This window comes from Rufibacter sediminis, assembly GCF_014269285.1.
Lineage (GTDB): Bacteria > Bacteroidota > Bacteroidia > Cytophagales > Hymenobacteraceae > Nibribacter > Nibribacter sediminis.
Map to the genome: position 1 here is coordinate 17,182 of NZ_JACOAF010000013.1, position 20,396 is coordinate 37,577.

The 20,396-nt window shown below is 51.8% G+C and carries 10 protein-coding genes; 4 read left to right on the plus strand and 6 right to left on the minus strand.

Features of this window, described 5'->3' with window-relative positions; all coding sequences use genetic code 11:
* Nucleotides 1-409 precede the first annotated feature (409 nt).
* The gene (locus H7U12_RS05390) at nt 410-3,751 is read left to right on the plus strand and encodes an HYR domain-containing protein (RefSeq protein WP_186634123.1); all 3,342 of its coding nucleotides are present in this window, start codon (nt 410-412) and stop codon (nt 3,749-3,751) included.
* 156 nt (nt 3,752-3,907) lie between these two features.
* Here H7U12_RS05390 and H7U12_RS05395 read toward each other — a convergent pair whose 3' ends face one another.
* From H7U12_RS05395 to H7U12_RS05415, 5 genes are all read right to left on the minus strand, one after another.
* Nucleotides 3,908-4,159, minus strand: coding sequence for a hypothetical protein (locus H7U12_RS05395; protein ID WP_186634126.1), 252 nt, complete (start codon nt 4,157-4,159; stop codon nt 3,908-3,910).
* Nucleotides 4,160-4,287: 128 nt separating this feature from the next.
* Nucleotides 4,288-5,151, minus strand: a complete 864-nt coding sequence (locus tag H7U12_RS05400) for a pirin family protein (protein ID WP_186634130.1) — start codon at nt 5,149-5,151, stop codon at nt 4,288-4,290.
* Nucleotides 5,152-5,240: 89 nt separating this feature from the next.
* Nucleotides 5,241-6,653, minus strand: coding sequence for an aspartate ammonia-lyase (gene aspA, locus H7U12_RS05405; protein WP_186634134.1), 1,413 nt, complete (start codon nt 6,651-6,653; stop codon nt 5,241-5,243).
* Nucleotides 6,654-6,830: 177 nt separating this feature from the next.
* Nucleotides 6,831-7,091, minus strand: coding sequence for a hypothetical protein (locus H7U12_RS05410; RefSeq protein ID WP_186634136.1), 261 nt, complete (start codon nt 7,089-7,091; stop codon nt 6,831-6,833).
* A 79-nt stretch (nt 7,092-7,170) separates the two neighbouring features.
* A complete protein-coding gene (locus H7U12_RS05415; RefSeq protein WP_186634139.1) occupies nt 7,171-8,058 on the minus strand; it encodes a DMT family transporter in 888 nt (295 codons plus the stop codon).
* A gap of 338 nt (nt 8,059-8,396) precedes the next feature.
* Here H7U12_RS05415 and H7U12_RS05420 point away from each other — a divergent pair, with 338 nt between their 5' ends.
* A complete protein-coding gene (locus H7U12_RS05420) occupies nt 8,397-10,289 on the plus strand; it encodes an amidophosphoribosyltransferase (RefSeq protein WP_186634142.1) in 1,893 nt (630 codons plus the stop codon).
* A gap of 135 nt (nt 10,290-10,424) precedes the next feature.
* Here the strand turns inward: H7U12_RS05420 and H7U12_RS05425 are convergent, their stop codons facing one another.
* Complete coding sequence (locus tag H7U12_RS05425; RefSeq protein ID WP_186634145.1) at nt 10,425-13,973, minus strand: T9SS type A sorting domain-containing protein; 3,549 nt, start codon at nt 13,971-13,973, stop codon at nt 10,425-10,427.
* A 636-nt stretch (nt 13,974-14,609) separates the two neighbouring features.
* On the opposite strand from H7U12_RS05425, the gene H7U12_RS05430 reads away from it, so the two are divergent.
* Nucleotides 14,610-16,166 (plus strand): GAF domain-containing protein, encoded by a 1,557-nt coding sequence (locus H7U12_RS05430; protein WP_186634148.1) that lies wholly within the window; start codon nt 14,610-14,612, stop codon nt 16,164-16,166.
* Between the two features lie 49 nt (nt 16,167-16,215).
* The gene (locus tag H7U12_RS05435) at nt 16,216-20,301 is read left to right on the plus strand and encodes a chemotaxis protein CheB (protein ID WP_186634153.1); all 4,086 of its coding nucleotides are present in this window, start codon (nt 16,216-16,218) and stop codon (nt 20,299-20,301) included.
* Nucleotides 20,302-20,396: the final 95 nt, after the last annotated feature.

The following is a 20,396-nucleotide window of genomic DNA, read 5'->3' on the forward strand; positions in this document are numbered from 1 at the left end:
GGCATAAAGAAGGCTCTAAAATATAAATCAAATTATTTTACTTATGATTTTTATACTATATTACAGCGTATTTAGATCAGAAACAATTATTGCATCTTGTTTCTGAGCATAAGTATCCCCTCCTTTTACCTCCCCCTTTAATACTACTTACTAAGTACCAGAATTTTATTCTTTGGTATTTGCTGCCAAAAGACTAATTTATAACTAAACTACTTTAGAACAGCTTGTTACTTCATCATAGTTAAAAGCTAGCTGGATGCACAAAGTCAGCTTTCAACCCGCTTATATTATTCTTCAACCCTTAATCTATGTTATCAAACGAAAATAAATTCAAAAATTTCTTATTATCATTAAATTCAAACCGTCCTTATTAAGATCTCATCAACCTCTCTCACTTTAACGAAATCATATGAACGTACATTTACTTGCAATTGCAAAGTCAAACGCCAGGCGCTATGGCATTTTGCTTTGCCTATTAATTTTAGGCACAGTTGGCGCCTTTGCGTTAGGAGATGCCTATGTAGACGCGGGCTTACCTGCTCCCACATTTACTTCTGACAAGGAAGATTATTATCCTGGGGATACTGCCCACATAACAGGCACTGGTTGGAAACTTGATCAAAAATTACGAGTTGAGTTTAAAGAAGAGCCAGACTATCCCGATTTCCATATCTATAATGTTACCGTCAATGAAGATGGTACTTGGAAAATCGACTACCCAATTGAAGAAAGGCATTTAGGAGTAAAATTTACAGCTGTTGCAGTAGGCGAACAGACCGGCTTTAGTGCCACCCATATTTTTACTGATGCACCAAGAATCACAAATCTGACTTATGGTACTCAAAGTTGTTTTAATCCTACGACAAACACTATTACTATACCTGTAAATGTTACAGGAAGCAAGGCTAATGCAAACTCTTCAAATATAACAGCAAACTTATGTGTGAATCAAGGATTACCTTCTGGCGTAACAGCTTCTTTTTCACCATCAACCTTAACATTTAATTCAACGAACGAAACTACCCTAACTTCTACTCTTACACTTACCTTTCCCTCAGGAAGTTCATTCACCGACTTTGATGTTAGAGTAAGGGCATACGCTATTGGTTCTTGTACTGGAAATGGTGGAGATAATTTCCAAAGAACATCTACAATAACTTATAAAATTGCCCCTTCATTTACTGCTTGCCCGGCTAATATCACTACCGGTACTGCTACCGGCGTTTGTAATGCCCAGGTAAATTATTCGGCAACAGCAAGTGGTACTCCGGCACCCACCTATACGTATGCATTTAGTGGCGCAACTACTGGTACAGGCAACGGTACAGGTAGTGGCTCTACCTTCAATAGAGGAACTACGAATGTTATCGTAACAGCAACAAATTCATGTGGTTCAACTACCTGTACATTCACGGTAACTGTGGAGGACAGAGAGAATCCAACAATTGCGGCACCCGCAAATGTAATAGTGGGTGCAGATGCAGGTTCTTGTTCAGCTACCAATATCGCACTTGGCACACCTACTACTCGTGACAACTGTTCAGTGGCTAACGTAAGCAACAACGCTCCTACCACTTTCCCAATAGGTACCACAACAGTGACCTACACTGTAACTGATGGCGCTGGTCGTACGGCAACTGCTAACCAAACTGTAACCGTAGAAGATAGAGAAAACCCAATAGTTACAGCGGCTACCGATCAGACCTCCGGCACGGATGAGGGCACCTGCACCGCAACAATCGCAATTCCGGATGCCACCTTCACCGACAATTGCACCGGCGCCCAGTTAAGATGGGCTATGAAGGGCGCAACCACAGGCAATGGACAAGGACAAGTAGGAACATATACTTTCAACCAGGGAGAAACCACCATCACGTATACTGCAACAGACGCAGCTGGAAATTCTTCCACTGACCAATTGTTAGTTACAGTGACAGATGATGAGGCCCCGGTGCTGACCGCGCCCGCCGCCGTGCAGGTAGCAGCCAACGCGCAGTGCCAGGCCACCGGCGTAACCCTTGGCACCGCTACAACCACCGACAACTGCTCGGCTAATGTCACCGTGACCAACAACGCCCCCACCACCTTCCCGCTCGGCGAGACCACCGTCACCTACACCGCCGTTGACGCGGCCGGAAACACCGCCACCGCCACCCAAACCGTGACCGTAGTAGACGAGACCGCTCCGGTGCTGATAGCCGCCGCAAACCAGAATGTCCTTATTGGAGAAGCTTGCACAGTAACCATCCCCGATGTTAGAGGCAAAGCCACTGACAACTGCTCTGGAGGTATCCAGATAACTCAGTCTCCAGCCGCTGGCAGCAAGGTTGCAACTACTGACGGACAAACCATCCCTGTACTAGTAACAGCTCTGGATGCCGCTGGCAACCAATCAGAGGCAACGGTAACGTTAACAGCTCAGGATGAAACAGCTCCGGTTCTTGCATGTCCATCAAACCAGATCAAAACAAATAATCCAGGAACCTGTTCGTACACCACAGTAGGCACTGAGTTTGATCCTATCTCTAGTGACAATTGTGGGGTTGTTTCAAGAACCAATGATTATAACAACTCCGCAACCTTAGCTGGAGCAACCTTCACAGGAACAACAACAGTTACCTGGACCGCTACAGATGCGGCTGGCAATGTCTCAACCTGCTCTTTTGAAATCAAAGTTGACAATGCAGCACCAGTTCTTTCCCCACTTACTGGTCCAACTGTTCCGGTTGCGGTGGGTACACCAGTTAGTTTTTCAGCTACTTCTACTGATAATAACTTAGCGTCAGGAACCTTTACTTTCAGTAGTGATGGGGTAACTTACAGTAACCCACAACCAGCAACAATTACGAACGGAAAAGTTTCTGGCACATTCACTCTCCCTACAGGTGTCTATAAGGTAAAATTATTAGTGACCGATGCTTGTGGTTTGACGGCAGAAGTTGAGTTGGGAGGTTTTGTGGTGGTCTATGATCCTAACGGAGGCTTTGTAACAGGTGGAGGCTGGATCTATTCCAGTCCTGGCAGCTTGCCAAGCAAACCGCTTGCACATGGCACCGCTAACTTTGGGTTTAATGCCAAGTACAAAACTGGTAAAAACAATGTTGCGGAAGTAGACGGCAGTACAAACTTCCAATTCCAGGAAGGAGACTTCCACTTTAAGAGCTCACAACACGATGCCATGTCACTGGTGATCTCTGGTCGTAAAGCAACGTATCGCGGAACGGGTACGGTTAACGGTAGTGGAGTTTACAACTTCATGGTTACCGTGATAGATGGAAATCTTACCGGAGGCGATGGTTTTGATTACTTCCGCATCAAAATCTGGGGAGCTGGTTCTTCCACTAACGTAGTCTACGACAATGAACTTGGAGAAGTAGAAAACGCCGACGCCACCACAAAAATTGGGAGTGGTTCCATCGTGATCCATAAACCTGCCCAGACTTCTAGCAAGTCCTCCAGCGCTGTTGCTGTAACAGAATTACCGGTGAGTACCGAAGCAAAGCTCACCTCCTACCCTAACCCGCTCACGGATGAGGCTACAGTCGAATTCAGTGTAGATCAGGAGGAGGAGTACAGCCTGGACATCTATGATATGAAAGGTGCTCTGGTGAAAAACCTGCGGAAAGGAAAAGCCATGGCTGGTGAGACTGTGCAAGCCAAATGGGATGCCAGAACCACCAACGTTGGGGTGTACATTATCCGGTTGTCCACGAGCAACAAGGTAAAAACGGTACGGGTAGTGCGTCGCTAACCGTTCAGTACACAACAAAAAGCCCCATACTTCTAGGAGTATGGGGCTTTTTTATCGTCCGTTTTAAGCTTCTGTTTCTAAAAAGACACCAAAAAGGAAAGCCACTGAGAAGCAATGTCTCAGTGGCTTTTTTGTTATTCAGGAGAGGAAAGTTTCTCAGGCTCCATCGGGCAGCGGCATCACAGAGAGGTACGGTTCAATGACGTCCATGTAGGAGACGGCCTTGTGAAAAGTACCTACTACTTCTACGCCCTGTTTGGTCCACACTTCCAGAAACGTGTTCTCAAAAGGGTGCAGGGTGATGGACCATCCTTTGAAATGCCGAAGCGCCAGGGCTTCCCCTTTCTGCGCCAATAACTCTGCCTGTACCCAAGGGGGAAGTTTTCGGAAAAGCGAATGTTCTAACATGGTCCATTTTCAAACTGAGGTTCCTCCTCATAAGGCTTCCCCATACAATTAAGTTTCATGCCGCAAACAGAGTAATCTGTTTTAAAAGCGTTTTTCCAAAAGTAGGCAGAAAACGAGTTCTCAGGTGCCTACTCGTCGAATTTGCCTAAACGGCCCTGCTCAAAATCCTCGATGGCTTGCAGCAACTCCTGGTTGGTGTTCATCACGAAAGGCCCGTAGGTAGCCAGCGGTTCTTCAATGGGCTCGCCGGCCAATACCAGCAAAGTAGTGTCCTCTTCAAACGTGAGTTCTATTCCCTCAGCATCCCAGCCAAATACAATCAACTGCTTTGTGCGCGTGGGTCGGTTGCCATGCAGAAGCACGGCCCCCTGCACCACATAGATTCCGGTGTTGTAGTGGGCGGGCAGGGAAAGTTGAAGTTTCGCGCCCTTTGGTTGCCAGACATCCAGCAGGGTGATGGGCGAAAAGGTTTCGGCGGGACCGCTGACGCCTTCGTAGGTGCCGGCCACCACCCGGATGCGCCCTTCGGCCGCAGCAGTGGAAATAACCGGGATGTCGTCTTTCCGGAGCTCCTGGTAATGGGCGGGGGCCATCTTATCCTTTCGGGGCACGTTCACCCACAGCTGAATCAGTTCCAGCACGCCGCCTTGTTTGGCGAACTCCTGCTCATGCCGCTCCTCGTGCAGCAGTCCGGCCCCGGCGGTCATCCACTGCACATCGCCCGGGCCAATTTTACCGCTGTAGCCGGCCGTGTCCCGGTGAGACAGATAGCCCTGATACATCAGGGTGACGGTTTCAAAACCCCGGTGCGGGTGCGGATCGGCCCCCAATGGCTCATCGGTGGGGTGCACCGGCATGGGGCCGGTATGGTCCAGGAGCAGGAACGGACTCAACTGCCTGATTCTGGAGCCTGGCATGGGGCTGGTGACGTCAAACCCCTCGCCTACCTGTTTCTTGACTCCGTCGATGACCTGGAATATTCTTCGATTCATGCGCTTGAACTACTGATGGCACTTCTATTTACCGCTGCTGTTTTAGGGCCGTTTTCCGAAAAACGGCCCTAAAACGCTTCTCTTATCTGTTATCCGTTGATAAACACCGGGTGGATCATGTTCTCGAAGGAATAGATCTCGTCCCATTTCTGCTGATTGATCAACTTGCGTTCCTGCACCACAATCTGATGAATGGATTTGCCGGTGGCCAGCGCCTCTTTGGCAATGGAGGCGGACGTTTCGTAGCCTAAGATTGGGTTGAGCGCCGTCACAATGCCGATGCTGCGCATCACTTCCTCGCGGCAGACTTCCACGTTGGCCGTGATGCCGTCTATGCACCGGGTGCGCAGCGTAGTGATGGCATTGATCATGTAATTCATGGACGTGAACAAACTGAACGCGATGACCGGCTCCATGACATTGAGCTGCAACTGACCCGCCTCGGCGGCCATGGAAATGGTGACATCGGCCCCCATCACGTAAAAAGCGGTCTGGTTCACCACCTCGGGGATCACGGGGTTCACCTTGCCGGGCATGATGGAGGAACCCGGCTGCATGGGCGGCAACTTGATCTCGTTGAGACCGGCGCGCGGCCCCGATGACAGAAGGCGCAGATCGTTGCAGATTTTGGAGATTTTGAGCGCACTCCGCTTCAGCATCCCGGACACCAGTACGTAGGAACCCATGTCTGAGGTGGCTTCAATCAGATCAGGAGCCAGGGTGATGGGCAGTTTGGTGATCTGGGCCAGGTACCTGGTACACAGCTGCGGGTAGCCCTGCGGCGCGTTGATGCTGGTCCCGATGGCGGTGGCGCCCATGTTGCACTCGGTGAGTTTCTGCTGGGCCTCGCGCAGGTGCTTGATGTCATCGTTGATGGTGGTGGCGAAGGCGTGGAATTCCTGGCCCAGCGTCATGGGCACGGCATCCTGCAACTGGGTGCGGCCCATTTTAAGCACGTTTTTGAATTCCTCGGTCTTTTTCAGAAACGAATCCCGCAAATCGGCCAGGGCCTGGAGGTAGATGTCCACCTTCAGGTGCACCGCCATCATGATGGCCGTGGGATAGGTGTCATTGGTGGACTGGGAGCAGTTGACGTGGTTATTGGGGTGCAGGAACTCGTACTGGCCTTTCTGGTGGCCCAGATATTCTAACCCGATGTTGGCGATGACCTCGTTGGCGTTCATGTTCACCGAGGTGCCCGCGCCGCCCTGGATCAGGTCCGTGACAAACTGGTCGCGGTACTTGCCGGCAATGAGCTGGTCGCAGGCAAAGATGATGGCTTCGGCTATTTTCTTGTCCAGCACGCCCAGATCGCGGTTGGCCATGGCGGCGGCTTTCTTCACGTAGCCGAAAGCCACAATGAACAGCGGCTCAGACGCATTGGTGATGCCCGTGATGTTGAAGTTCTCAAGCGCCCTGAGCGTCTGCACGCCGTAGTAGGCCGTGTTGGGGATTTCTTTCTCGCCCAGAAAATCGTGTTCAATTCTGAAGGTTGCGTTCATGCAAAGTGGCTTTGGTAACAAGTGTTGGGACCTTGGTTACTGTACCCCTTTTCAGGACACTTTGTTTTCTTCGGGGGAGATTCGCCCGCTACTCATAGAGCGGGGCAGCAATTCTGTTCTTCCCGTTTTATGCCTCTTTTTACCAAAACGAGCTTAAAACAGAAACGACTATCGGGTTTACACCTTCACGAATTTCACCTTGATGATGGTGGTGAGGTAATCATAGATCTCGGTGACTTCTTTGTCATAGAGAAACATGTTGTAATAGTCTGCCTCTACTTTGCTCACCCGGCAACCGTTATCTACCATCTGGAAAACTACCTCTCTGATGCGCAGCGGGTGGCCCGCCAGGTTGAGCATACAGGTGGCATCCTGGGCCTCTACCAACAGGAAGAGGTGGTGCAGGGCATCTTCTTCGTACTGAGTGGATTCCGTCATTTTGTATTATTTGTATCTAACCTCACCGCCTCTAACGACGGCACAGGTGCCATTTATACGCATATTTAAAGAAAACTGCTCAGACCGATGCCTTTTTAGGTTTGCTCACCAGGTACACGCCCCCGAAAATCATGGCGGCGTACAGGGCTTTCTGCCACGTAAACAGGTCCTTGCCCAGACTCACGGCAATGAGGATGGCGAACACCGGCTGCAGGTAAATGTACACCCCCACCAGCGCCGGACTGGCGTATTTCATGGCCCAGATGTTCAAGAGGTACGCCAGAATGGTCATCCCGATGATCACAAACGCAATGGCTCCCCAGATGGACGCCGGCATGTGGGCGTAGTCTGGTTCCAGCGCCTGCCGCCACCCGAAGGGAATCACCCCAATGGAACCGGCCAGAAACACCCGGCTCACCACCGTTATTGCATTATAGCGTTGCATGAGTGGTTTCACCAGCACCAGAAACGCCCCAAAACACGCCGCGTTGAGTAGAATGAGCAAATCGCCCAGGAGGTGCCCCTGCGCATTGCCCGCCTTCCCCGAGATCAGCAGCATGGCACCCAGGCCGGCCAGCAGAATGCCCACCATCCTGAAAATCTGAATCCGTTCTTTAAGCAGATAGGCAGACAAAAGCACCACCACCACCGGAGATACCGTCTGGATGAGCGACGCATTAATGGGCGAGGTCAGGTTCAGGCCGCTGAAGAACGAGAGCTGGTTCAGCGTGATCCCGAACAAGCCGCAGAGGCAAATCCGGAACCAGTCGCTTCTGCTCTGGACTTTTTCCTTCACCACCCACAGAGACAAGCTCCCAAACACCAGCACCGCACTCACCACCCTGATCACAATCAACCCAAATGGCTGCACGTAAGCGGGCATGATTTCCTTCGCGATGCTATAATTGGCCCCGTAGATGAGCGCCACCAGAAACAAGGCGCCGTGCACCTGTACTTGTCTGTTCATGGCCGCAAAGGTAGGCAACAACCCTGAGCATCGCCCCACCCCGGCTTCCGTTTTGGGGCCAGTTTCCGGAAACCAGGCCCAAAACCCACCAGGCAAACTATTCCTCCCGAAGTGGGTGATACCTCGCAGCAGCCTTTTGGTTCCAACATCCACCTCGGAACAGCTATACTATTTCTCACCGTGAAAACGAATGAAAGCCCTCAGAAAATGGTTTTCCCTATAGCGGGTTACGTGTTTTTACTGTTACCTTTGCATGCCTGTTCCAATCAGCCCCGTGGGTGAGAAAACAGGCACCGGAAGCTTTGAAACACGTGCTTTCCGTCTTAAAGCCCTTTAAAATGAGTGATGCGATAAAACATGAGTGCGGGATTGCCTTGGTCCGCCTCCGCAAACCCCTTGAATACTACACCGAAAAATACGGCACTCCCATGTACGGCATCCAGAAGATGTACCTGCTCATGGAGAAGCAGCACAACCGCGGCCAGGACGGTGCCGGTTTTGCCAGTATTAAAATCAATGCCACGCCCGGCACCGAGTACATTGCCCGGTATAGATCGGTGAAAACCAAGGCGATTGATGCTATCTTCGGGAAAATAAGCGAGAAATACGGCAAGCTGAAACGAAAGTACCCCGAGGAAGCGAAGAATGTACAGTGGCTCAGAGAGAATCTCCCCTTCATGGGCGATGTGTATCTGGGCCATTTGCGTTACGGTACCCACGGGCTGAACAGCGTGGACAACTGCCACCCCATGGTACGCGAGAACAACTGGCGCAACAGAAGCCTGGCCGTGGCCGGTAACTTCAACATGACCAACGTAGACGAGCTCTTCAACGTGCTTACTGACCTGGGCCAGCACCCGCGCCAGAAGATTGACACCGTAACCGTATTGGAGAAAATAGGCCACTTCCTGGACGAGGAAAACCAGCGCCTGTTTGACTACTTCAAACCGGACCACAACAACGAGGAAATCACCGCCCTCATTGAGGAGAACCTAGACCTGCAACGCGTGTTGCGCCGGGCCTGCAAAGACTTTGACGGCGGCTACGCCATGGCGGGCCTCACCGGTTACGGCGCTTCGTTCGTCGTGCGTGACCCCTCGGGCATTCGGCCGGCGTATTATTACATGGATGACGAGGTAGTAGTGGTCGCCTCCGAGAAACCGGCCATCAAAACCGCTTTCGGGATTGAGTACAGCCAGATCAAGGAGATCTCCCCCGGGTACGCCCTCATCGTGGACAAAAACGGCGACGCTTCTGAGAAAGAGGTGTTGCCCGCCCTGGAGAAGAAATCCTGCAGCTTTGAGCGCATCTACTTCTCCCGCGGCAATGACCCCGAGATCTACCAGGAGCGTAAAATGCTGGGCAAACTGCTGAGCCCGCAGGTGCTCAAGGCCGTTGATTATGACCTGGAGAACACCGTTTTCTCCTACATCCCCAATACCGCCGAGACTTCTTTCCTGGGCATGATGGAAGGCGTGGAAGATTACCTGCGCTCTTACCGCCGGAAGGCCATTCAGGAAGCCAACGGAGATCAGGAAAAGCTGGATAATATCTTGTCTTTCCGGCCCCGCATTGAGAAACTGGTCATCAAAGACGCCAAACTGCGTACCTTCATCACCGACAATGACTCCCGCGATGACCTGGTGGCCCACGTGTATGACACCACCTATGAAGTGGTGAAGAAAGGCATTGACACCGTAGTAGTGATTGATGACTCCATTGTACGCGGCACCACCCTGGAGAAAAGCATCATCAAAATGCTGGACCGCCTGGGGCCCAAGAAAATCATCATCGTGTCCTGCGCCCCGCAGATCCGCTACCCCGACTGCTACGGCATTGACATGTCCAAGATGAAGGAGTTTGTGGCGTTCCGGGCCATGATGGGCTTGTTGAAAGACGGACAACAGGAAGGATTAGCGCGCCAGGTGTACCAAAACTGCCAGCAGGCTCTGGCCTCCGGCGAAGCCAGGGAGAAGAACTTCGTGCAGGAATTGTACGCTCAGTTCACCCCCGAGCAGATCAGCGGCAAAGTGGCGCAGATTGTGAAATCATCCAACGTACGCGCCGAGGTGGAGGTCATTTTCCAGACGGTAGAGAATCTGCACGAAGCCTGCCCCAACCACTTGGGCGACTGGTATTTCACCGGTAACTTCCCAACCCCCGGCGGCATGAAGGTGGTAAACCGAGCCTTCGTGAACTTCATGGAAAACAAAGAAGGACGCGCTTATTAATGTGCTGATTTTCTAATGTGCTGATGTGCTAATTAGAGATTAATTTAACTAAAAAGAGAGGTCCGATTCAAGTTGAATCGGACCTCTCTTTTTGTCGTTTTCTGCCTGTTTTCTGGAAATCAGGTGGAAAACGGCTTACAGCTTTACAAAACGCTGCTGAATCAATTGACCTGCGTTTTGAATGCGCAGGATGTAATTACCCGCCTGCAACTGTTGGATTGAGATGTTGGGCGTTCCTCCTTCCAGCGTGGGTTTAATCTGGTCTACCTTTCTGCCTTGCATGTCCAGAATCTCCACCACGGCAGCGGCGTCTAAGGAAATATTGCCTAAGTACAGGTAATCATGGCTCGGGTTCGGATAGAGGGAGATCTGCATGGTGGCAGCTTTGCCGGTTTGCACCGCTACCACCTGGCTGTACTCAAAGCCGCCATCCAGATCCACCTGCTTGATGCGGTAATAAGTAGTGGCCGGAGCTGGTGATGCATGCAGGAATTCATAGTGACGCTCGGTGGAACTGTTGCCACTCCCGGCTACTTTGCCAACATAGGTGAAGTTCTTTCCGTCTACCGAGGTCTCCACCTCAAAACGGTCATTGTCTTTCTCTGAGGCAGTCGCCCACTGCACCTGAACCTGCTGGCCTTTCCGCTGGGCTTTCACGTAGCGCCAAGTCACTGGCAGCACCGTCTCTGAATTGGCGATTGCCAATTGCCCGAAGGAGGTCATGAAATTACGCTGGGCATATCCGCTGGCTACCGTGCGGCCTTCTTTGTTAGGGGCATCCAGGGAACCGCCTCCGGTACTCCAGTCTTGGGCGCTGGTGGAGTTGATGGGTCGGAGCACCAAGGCAAACTTATTATCAGAAAGATTGCTGAACCCCTGCAAGAAAGCTTTCGCGGTGAAGGTGCCCGAGGCGGGCTTCGTATTGGGCTCTACATACCAAACGCCTTCTGGTGCCAGGCTCGTGTAGCTGGAACTGCCTTCCGCCACGAACATTTCTGCCTCCTGATGGTGCACCAACGGTCTGAAACTTACCGCTATGCTCTGGAAGCCATTTCCGCTTAAACCTATAGAAGTGATTTCCAGTTTGCGACTCCCGCTTGTATTGCCAACCGGATACAGGTAAGAACCACTGCTGCCTACGGCCCTTCTCAAAGTACCTTGGATGTAAAAAGTGGCATCCGTGATTTGCAATGCCGCCGCAACCTGGTTCAGGAGGGAGAGTTCATGGGCATCGGTTTTGAAGTAGCCACTTTTGTGCGTGAAAACATGAGTTACATTTACTGTTTTAGATAAAGTGACCCCACCGCCTACTTTCGCCAACAACAGATTGGCAACGGTAGAGGGCAAGGCATCGCCCGTGACCATCTCGGAGTTTCCTATGAATCCATAGCTGGCCAAGGGAGAGAAAGCCCGGGTTCCGCTTACCCGCACGTTGCCGTCCATAGTGCCTGATCCGGTTTGCTTGATCCCCTGTGCTGATCCATACAGCAAGGTGGCGCCTGCTTCTAGCACAAAGTTTCCTACACCGCCGACTGATCGGTTACTGGCGATCTGCAGCACTGCGGGTGCCTTCACTGTGAGGGTGCCGGCTACGTCAAAGTTGGCAGAAAACAAATGGTTACCTGTTTCATTTAAGGTGTTGGCTTCCGCCGCCGTTAAAAGCAGGTGATGGTAGGTGATCTTTTGAGAGTTGCCGTAAACTCCTCTAATGCTCTGGTTCTGGCCGTTGGTAGATCCGTAGAATTCGATGGTTCCTCCAGTCAAGGCGTAAGGACTGTTTTTGCCGGTCAGTTCAGGCAGTGAACCACTTGTTTTACTCATTCTCAACAGACCTCCGGTCATGGTTAATCCGCCGTCACCCTTCAGTGATTTGTTGCCGAGGTCCAGAATAGCATTGGGGAGAATGGTCAGGTTCTGGTTGATGGCAACGGTGGTAGAGATAGATTTAGCCGTCACCCCGAGTTCGTTGATACCGCTGATGATTACCTGATGGTAAGGATAATTGGTGCCCCCTCTCAAGGTCTGGTTTCCGTTCCCGGCAAATTCAACTGCTCCGCCAGTCAATTCATAGTTTCCGGTCAGCTGAGGCACCACGCTGTTCAGCACACTGGTTTGAAAGGTCCCGCCGCTCATCACCAGCTTCCCCGATCCGGTTACATCGCCCGAGGGAGTTGCCACCAAGGTTCCCTGCTTTATCTCCAATCTTCCTCCCTGCGGAGAGATAGCCGTATTGCTGGAGATACCAAGATTGCTGGTAATGGTAACTGAAGTGGGGTTATCAATGATGATGATTTTACCGCTGGCGGTCGCCAGAAACGCATTGCCCGTTTGCTGCGGTGTCTTCCCGGCAAAGATGAAGGTCGCCAGCTGGTTGATGCTTCTGCGGCTATCCGTGACCTGCACGTTCCCGGCGGCGCCTGTGCTGTTGAGACCTTGGGCGCTGGTAAGGTACAACGTGCCGCCCTGGTGCAAGGTAAAGTATCCTTGGCCCTGCACCTGAAACCCATTGTTCCCCGCATCCATCCCAAAATCAAGAGCACCGCCGTTTTCAATGGACAAGGTACCGGCGTACACTGAGTTGATCGGGTTGAGTCTTACGTGCTGAGCCAAGCGCACCATGGCCCCACTTTTCACCGTCAGCGAAACGTGGTTCACTGGTCCGGCAGCCTGAAGCGTTTGCCAGGCCGTTCCCGTGAACCTGATACCGCTGGCAGCAGTGCTGACGCTGCTACTGTTATTGATCATGGAAGAAGCATCGGTGATTAAATTTCCTTTCAGGTCAATGGCGGAGATCGCCGAAGATGTAGAAGTCTGGTTAAGGGTCAGGGTGGCGTTTTGCAAACTTAGATTACCCGCAATGGTCAACGTACCAGTACCAGCGCCTTGGTTTTGCACGAAATACGTTCCTCCCACCAGTGATACTTCCTGCCCCAACTGAAGGGACTGATTGGCTGCGGCTAAAAAAGACAAGGAGGAAGTACTGGGGAGTTGAGCGCTGAACGATTGAGCCACTGGTGCAGAAGAATCCGTTAACTGCCACTGCGCGCCGGAAGCAACTGGAGCGATAGTAAGCCTCCCGAACCAATAGCCATGATTCTGAATGGAAAGCTGGCTACCGCTCAACAAAGGTTCATTGGCGACTGCAGCTTCAATTTTCACCTCAGAGGAGGCGTCTATTTCCTCTGAACCGGCCCAGATCAAAGCAGAGGCTTTATACCCGGCAGACCTGATGATCAATCTGGCATTTGGGTGTAGTTGCAGTAAACCCCGGTTCTCGATTTCTCCTTCCTGCACCACTTCCGCCGCAGTGCCCACGATCAATTTGCCGGTAGTTACTAAAGATGCGCCGGCCGGTACGGTTACGCTCTTTTGAGCAGCGATGAACAGGTTCGCAACCTGCAAAGTACCTGAGAGTTGGAGAGGATGCTCAACATACAGAGTAGAAGAAGTAGCCAACGGATAAGTAGCCGTTTCCCAGGTACCCAGAGAGGTAAATTGCTCCAAGGTAACACTTCCCTCCTGTTGGCTCAGGATACCTCCCGAAGCAGTTCGATAATCTCCGACGGCATAGGTGTTAGTTCCCTGTGCATTAGCGGCAGAAACCTGGAAGATGGTGAACGCCCAAAACAACATCCACACGTGAAAAGCACTGGGTTTTCTTGAGGTAATACGTGCAACAGCCATTCTAATCTTGCTTATAATATTTAATAAATTATTTGATAGTTTCTATTATTGAAAAGACAAACCGCAATGGATAATCAGAAGTTCAACCCACTTTATGGACTAGCATGGAGGAGGTGACCCCATATAAGGATGTAAATAAAAAACGTAAAAGGACTGAGTTCACAAAGAGGCTTCTATTCTGCTTAAAGCCTCTTTTCAGAAAACAAGCCTTAAAATGTTTCTATTTAGAATTTTTTATTTTTTGTAATATTTTTTAGTTAACCATATAACTATCAACAGAAGCAGATGATCTTGAACAGCCACTCTGCATTGAATAATCCTGCATAGGGAAATAAGAGGGAAGCGACTAACCTAAACTGCTTCTTCAGATTTGCCGCTCTTTTGAGAAAATGGGTTTAAAACGCCTTTCTAAACTCAACTATATGATTAAGTTCTATCCGTATAAACTCACGCAGCAACCGGTAAATTTTTGTTGTTATCTAATCTGTCGTACATTTAGAGCGAAAATATTTACCTGGCAGGCCCGCCTTTTTCACCCTTTACTTCGTAGGTCTGGCAATGTTTTTTAAGCAGCAGAGATTTAACCGCTTTGTTGTCCCCCTTTAACTTACTTATTGCCTAAGCAGAGATTGCCCTATGGAGAAAAAGCAAGCGCCCATCAGTTTTACCATTGAGAAAAATTATGACTCAGAGTTTTGCGGCAGTATTCCGCTGCATTTGGTAAACCTGATTCAACCGCACGGGGTCTTACTGGCCCTTGATCCTCAAGACCTCCAGATTGTGCAGGTAAGTGAGAATGTGGAGAAGGTGCTGGGCGTTTCCGTGGCCGATTTCCTAAATCAACCCATTTCCAAGTTTCTGCCGACACACCAGTGGGAAGACATCCAGCAGAAGGTAAACGGCAAGGGCAAACAGGAGAAGATTCCGTTCAGCATCACGTTTCTGGTACAAGGCAAGGAAACCAACCTCACGGCGCTGGTGCACCCCAAAGAAGAGTACGTGCTCATTGAACTGGAAGACAACCAGGATACCTCGTCCAAAGACTCGTTCCTGAAGCTATACCAGCAGATCAAGTACTTAACGTCGCTGATTAAACAGGCGGGCAGCACCAAGGAGATTGCGCAGATCACGGTAGAGGAAATCAAGAAACTGACGGGTTTTGACCGTGTGCTGGCTTACCAGTTTGACCCGCAGTGGAACGGCATTGTGATTGGTCAAGCCAAAGAAGAGGACATGGATGATTACATGGACCTCCGCTTTCCGGCCTCTGATGTGCCCAAGCAGTCTAGGGACCTGTATTTCAGTAACCCCTACCGCCTCATCCCCACCCGTGATTACACGCCGGTAAAACTGATGCCGCTCATCAACCCGCTCTCGCAGCGGTTCACGGATCTTTCAGACTGCAACCTGAGAAGCGTGGCCACCGTGCACCTGGAGTACTTGGCCAACTTGCAGATCATGGCTTCCATGTCGCTGCCGCTCATCATAGACAACCAACTGTGGGGCTTGATCTCCTGCCACCATAAAACGCCTATTAACCCCAGCTACGAGCTCAGATCGGCGCTGGAGTTACTCTCCGGCATTGTCTCCGGGCAACTGGCGGCCAAGGAACGGGAGAACACCATCGCACTCAAGGCGCAGCTGCGGGGCATTCACGCCCAGTTGCTGGAGCAACTCTATACCATCCCCACTTTGGCCGAGGGCCTGCTTTCCGGCACCCCCAATATCCAAGATTTGCTAAACCTTTCGGGCGCGGCCGTGTTCTTTGAAGGCGACGTGTGGACGAGTGGCGAAGTGCCAGAGGCTTCAGACCTGAAGGAATTGGTGTATTGGCTTCGGCGCAACCGGACCGAGAAACTTTTCGTCACTGATACCCTGCCGCACCAGTACATGCGGGCCCGGGACTACAAAGGAGTGGCCAGCGGGTTGATTGCGCTGCCCATCAACGCTGAGCAGGGAGAATACATTCTGGGGTTCCGGCCCGAGGTGTTGCAAACCATCAGCTGGGGCGGTGACCCCAACCAGGCCATCCAGATGGAGGCTGACGGGAAAACCTACCACCCGCGCAACTCCTTTGCCACTTACCAGGAAACGGTGAAGCAAACATCACTGCCGTGGCTGGAAGAGCAAATTGAGGCCGCCGAAACATTACGCAGTGCTGTCTTGGAAAAAATCATCAAGGAAAGATATTGAGGTCTGCCCTTCTGCGTTTTCTTCTAGACAGGTTATAATTTGATTGCCTATGGTAAGTGTGAAACAGCCAGATCATCTTCCTAAAACAGACCATTACCTGATTGGGATTGGTGCGTCAGCGGGCGGGTTGGAGGCAATTCATAAACTGTTCGACCATTTCCCCAATAATTCCAGCTTCTCCTTCGTCATCATCCAGCACCTGTCACCGGACCATAAAAGTCTGATGGCCGAGCTGCTGTCCAAGCACACCCAGATGCGGGTGCAGGAAGCCGAGAATGACATGGTGACCCGGCCTAACTGCATCTACGTGCTGCCCAGCGGTAAGCAGCTGACGGTGAAGAGAGGTCGCCTGAAACTGGTGGACCAGATCAGAACGCGGGAACCCAACTTCGCCATTGATGTCTTCTTTGACTCCCTGGCCAAAGACCGGGGCAAGTACGCCATCGGGATTGTGCTATCCGGCACGGGAACGGATGGGACCAAAGGCGTGAAGATGATCAAGGCGGCGGGCGGCATGGTGATGGTGCAGGACCCGGTCACGGCCAAGTTTGACGGCATGCCGCGCAGCGCCATTGAAACCGGAGCCGTAGATTTCGTTTTCTCCCCGGAGCGCATGCCCCACGAGATCCTGGAGTTTACAAGACAAATTCCGCTGGTGCAAACCTTGATTGAAAACAACAATAGCAACATAGAAGATGACGCGGTTCTGGAGGAAATCCTGGACCTGATCTGTACCCATACCCAAACCAATTTCAAGAGCTACAAACAGGGCACCATCTACCGCCGCATCAAAAAGCGGATGGATCTGCTCAAGGTGGAAACCCTGCCCGATTACCTGACTTACATCCATGAAAACCCGGCCGAGATCAAGCAGCTCTGCCAGGAATTCCTGATTGGCGTGACCCGCTTCTTCCGGGACCCCGAGGCGTTCGATTTCTTGGAGCAGGAGGTGATTCCGCAGATCATCAGCAACACCCCGGAAGGCGAAACCATCAAGGTGTGGGTGGCCGCCTGTAGCACCGGCGAGGAAGTGTATTCCATTGCCATGCTGTTTCAGGAGTGTTTTGAGAAAATGGGCCGCGAAACGCTGGTGAAACTTTTCGCCACGGACGTGGACCAACGCGCCATCCGGCAGGCATCAAAAGGCGTGTACCCAACCTCCATCAGCAAAGATGTGAATGAGAAGCGGCTGCAAGCGTTCTTCCATCATAAAAACAACAAGTACACCATCAAGGAAGACCTCCGTAAGCTGGTGGTGTTCGCGCAGCACGATCTGCAGAAAGACCCGCCGTTCAGCCGCATTGACCTCATCACCTGCCGCAACATGCTCATCTACCTCAACCCTGATTTGCAGCGGAAGGTGATGTCCGTGTTTCCGTATGCCTTGAAACTGAACGGATATCTGTTCCTGGGCCCCAGTGAGCACATCGGGGATCTGAAGAACTTTTTCGCGGAGAAGAACCGGAAGTGGAAATTCTTCCAGAAGGTGAAGGAAAGCAAGGGCATCCAGCAGTCGTACGGCGTGAGCCACCATACTCCCGTCCACTCAGAAGACGCGCTGCCCACTTTCCGCAATGCCCAGGCGCTGCGCTACAACGAGCTGTTCCTGGATGCCGTGGCCGAGGACCTCAAAATGGCCGGGCTCTACATTGATGACAATTACCAGCTCCTGCACGGCATAGGCGATTTCAACCGTTTCCTAAAACTCCCCGAGAAGCGTTTACAGCTCAATTTGCTGAAAATGGTCTCAAAAGAGCTGGCGGTCACCCTGAGCGTTGACATCCGGAAGGTACTGAAAAGCAAGAAAACCGCTTCGCGGCAGGTGGTGGTGAAAAACGGGACCAAAAGCCAGTTGGTGCAGCTCACGGTGAAACCCATCACGGTGGAACAAGACGCGCCCAAGGTGCTGCTGGTGCTGCTGCAGGAAATGGGCAAGGCCATCCCGTCGCTCAAGACGCTGCAACCCGAACTGGTCTCTGACGCAGACACCGAGTATTTCCATCAGCTCACCGTTTTGGAGGCCGAATTGAAGGAAGCCCGCGAAAGCCTGCACCTGACCGTGCAGGACCTGAGCACCTCCAACGAAGAACTGCAGTCCACCAATGAGGAGCTCATGTCTTCAAACGAGGAACTGCAAAGCTCCAACGAAGAGATGCAGTCGCTCAATGAGGAGCTGCACACCGTGAACTCAGAGCATCAGCTCAAGATCAAGGAACTGCAGGAACTGAACGAAGACTTGGACAATTACATGCGGAGCTCCAACATCGGGCAGCTTTTCCTGGACCACCATTTGGTCATCCGCAAGTTCACGCCTACGGTCATGCAGTTGATCAACATCATTGACATAGACCTGGGCCGGCCCATCCACCACCTCTCCCACAACCTGCGCTATACCAGCTGGCTGGAAGACATCAAGAAGGTGAACAATACCTCCGTGGAGCTAGAACAGGAAGTGGAGACCTTGGACGGCAAATACTTTTTGATGCGCATCATCCCCTACCTGAAACACGACGGCAACAAAGACGGCGTGGTGCTCAGTTTCGTGGAGGTGACCACGCTGAAGGTGCTGAGCAACGTGGTGCAGGGCGTGCTGAACAGCTCCCTGAACAACATCATGGCCTTCCAAGCGGTCCGGAACAAAGAACAGGAGATCATTGATTTCAAGTGGACCCTGTTGAACAAACAGGCCGAGCAATTGATTGGCAAACCGCAGAGCGATCTCCTGCACCAGAGCATTCAGCCCGAGATGTCGTTCCTGAAGAAATCTGGTTTGTTCAAGAAACTGGTGCAGACCGTGGAAACCGGGCAGCCGCTGCACATTGAACAGAACCTGGAACTGAACGGCACCCGCGGCTGGTACGAGATTGCCGCCGCCAAGATGGGCGACGGCCTTACCCTCACCATGGCCGACACCACCGAGAAACGTGTGGGCGAAGAGAAAATCCTGCTGGCGTATGAGGAAATTAAACGCGCCGAGGAGGACCTGATCAAGCTGAACGGCCAACTGGAGATCAGGGTGGCAGACCGCACCCAGGAACTGTCTGAGAGCCAAGAACGCTTCCGGCTGGTCTCCAAAGCCACCAATGACGTGGTCTGGGACTGGAACCTCATCTCCAATGAGCTGTGGTGGAGCGACACCCTGGAACCCATCCTGGGTTATGACCCCGAGGAAATGGGCAAGGGGATTAACGCCTGGTTTAACAAAATCTACCCCGAAGACAAACCGCGCGTCATCAAGGGAATTAACGAGGCCATCAACACCGGCCAGGACCAGTGGGTGGAGGAATTCAAGCTGCTGCGCGCCGATGGCTCATACGCTGCCATCTACAACCGGGCCTACATCCTGCACAACGAATACGGCGTGCCGCACCGCGTGCTGGGGTCTTTCATTGACATCTCTGACCTGAAAGACACCCAGCTGAAGCTGAAAGAAACCAATACGCACCTGCTCCGGGTGATTGATGACCTGGACAACTTCGTGTACACGGCTTCGCATGACCTCAAAGCGCCCATCCATAACATTGAAGCGCTGCTGCGGGAACTGCAACTGGAGCTTCCGTCTGAGAAATCTGACCTGGCCGATGTGCAGCAGATCATGGACATGATGCAGGGCGCCATTGAGCGTTTCAAGAAAACGATTGGCAACCTCACCGAGATCACCAAGCTCCAGAACGACCACAGCACCGACGTGTCCACCATTGATCTGGCCCGGTTGGTGAAGGATGTGACCCTGGACCTGGAGCCCATGATTAAAGCAGCGGATGCCCAACTGATTGTGGAGGTGTCCAAGTGCCCTACCCTCTCCTTTTCAGAGAAAAACCTGCGCAGCATTGTCTACAACCTGATCTCCAACGCCGTGAAGTACCGCTCCCCAGACCGGACTCCGGTGGTCTCCCTGCATTGCGAGACACAGGACGATTTCATAGCGCTAAAAGTACAGGACAATGGCTTGGGACTGACCGAAGAGCAAATGGAGCACTTGTTTTCCATGTTCCAGCGCTTCCATGACCACGTTGAAGGTTCGGGCGTGGGATTGTACATGGTGAAAAAGATCATGAACAACGCCGGAGGCGAGGTAAAAGTAGAAAGCCAGGTGGGCGAAGGCACCACCTTTACCATTCTGTTCAAGAGATGACCTTCATCGTTTCTCTTATAAAGCGGGAGGGTGTTTAGGGGCTGTTTTCCGGAAAACAGCCCCTAAACACCCTCCCGCTTATTATGCCCCTGCTA

Bases quoted from the DNA above. Each gene is read 5' to 3' on its own strand.
- H7U12_RS05415 (WP_186634139.1), bottom strand. From the start codon at position 8,058: ATGAACAGACAAGTACAGGTGCACGGCGCCTTGTTTCTGGTGGCGCTC.
- H7U12_RS05425 (WP_186634145.1), bottom strand. From the start codon at position 13,973: ATGGCTGTTGCACGTATTACCTCAAGAAAACCCAGTGCTTTTCACGTG.
- H7U12_RS05410 (WP_186634136.1), bottom strand. From the start codon at position 7,091: ATGACGGAATCCACTCAGTACGAAGAAGATGCCCTGCACCACCTCTTC.
- H7U12_RS05390 (WP_186634123.1), top strand. From the start codon at position 410: ATGAACGTACATTTACTTGCAATTGCAAAGTCAAACGCCAGGCGCTAT.
- H7U12_RS05395 (WP_186634126.1), bottom strand. From the start codon at position 4,159: ATGTTAGAACATTCGCTTTTCCGAAAACTTCCCCCTTGGGTACAGGCA.
- H7U12_RS05400 (WP_186634130.1), bottom strand. From the start codon at position 5,151: ATGAATCGAAGAATATTCCAGGTCATCGACGGAGTCAAGAAACAGGTA.
- H7U12_RS05430 (WP_186634148.1), top strand. From the start codon at position 14,610: ATGGAGAAAAAGCAAGCGCCCATCAGTTTTACCATTGAGAAAAATTAT.
- aspA (WP_186634134.1), bottom strand. From the start codon at position 6,653: ATGAACGCAACCTTCAGAATTGAACACGATTTTCTGGGCGAGAAAGAA.
- H7U12_RS05435 (WP_186634153.1), top strand. From the start codon at position 16,216: ATGGTAAGTGTGAAACAGCCAGATCATCTTCCTAAAACAGACCATTAC.
- H7U12_RS05420 (WP_186634142.1), top strand. From the start codon at position 8,397: ATGAGTGATGCGATAAAACATGAGTGCGGGATTGCCTTGGTCCGCCTC.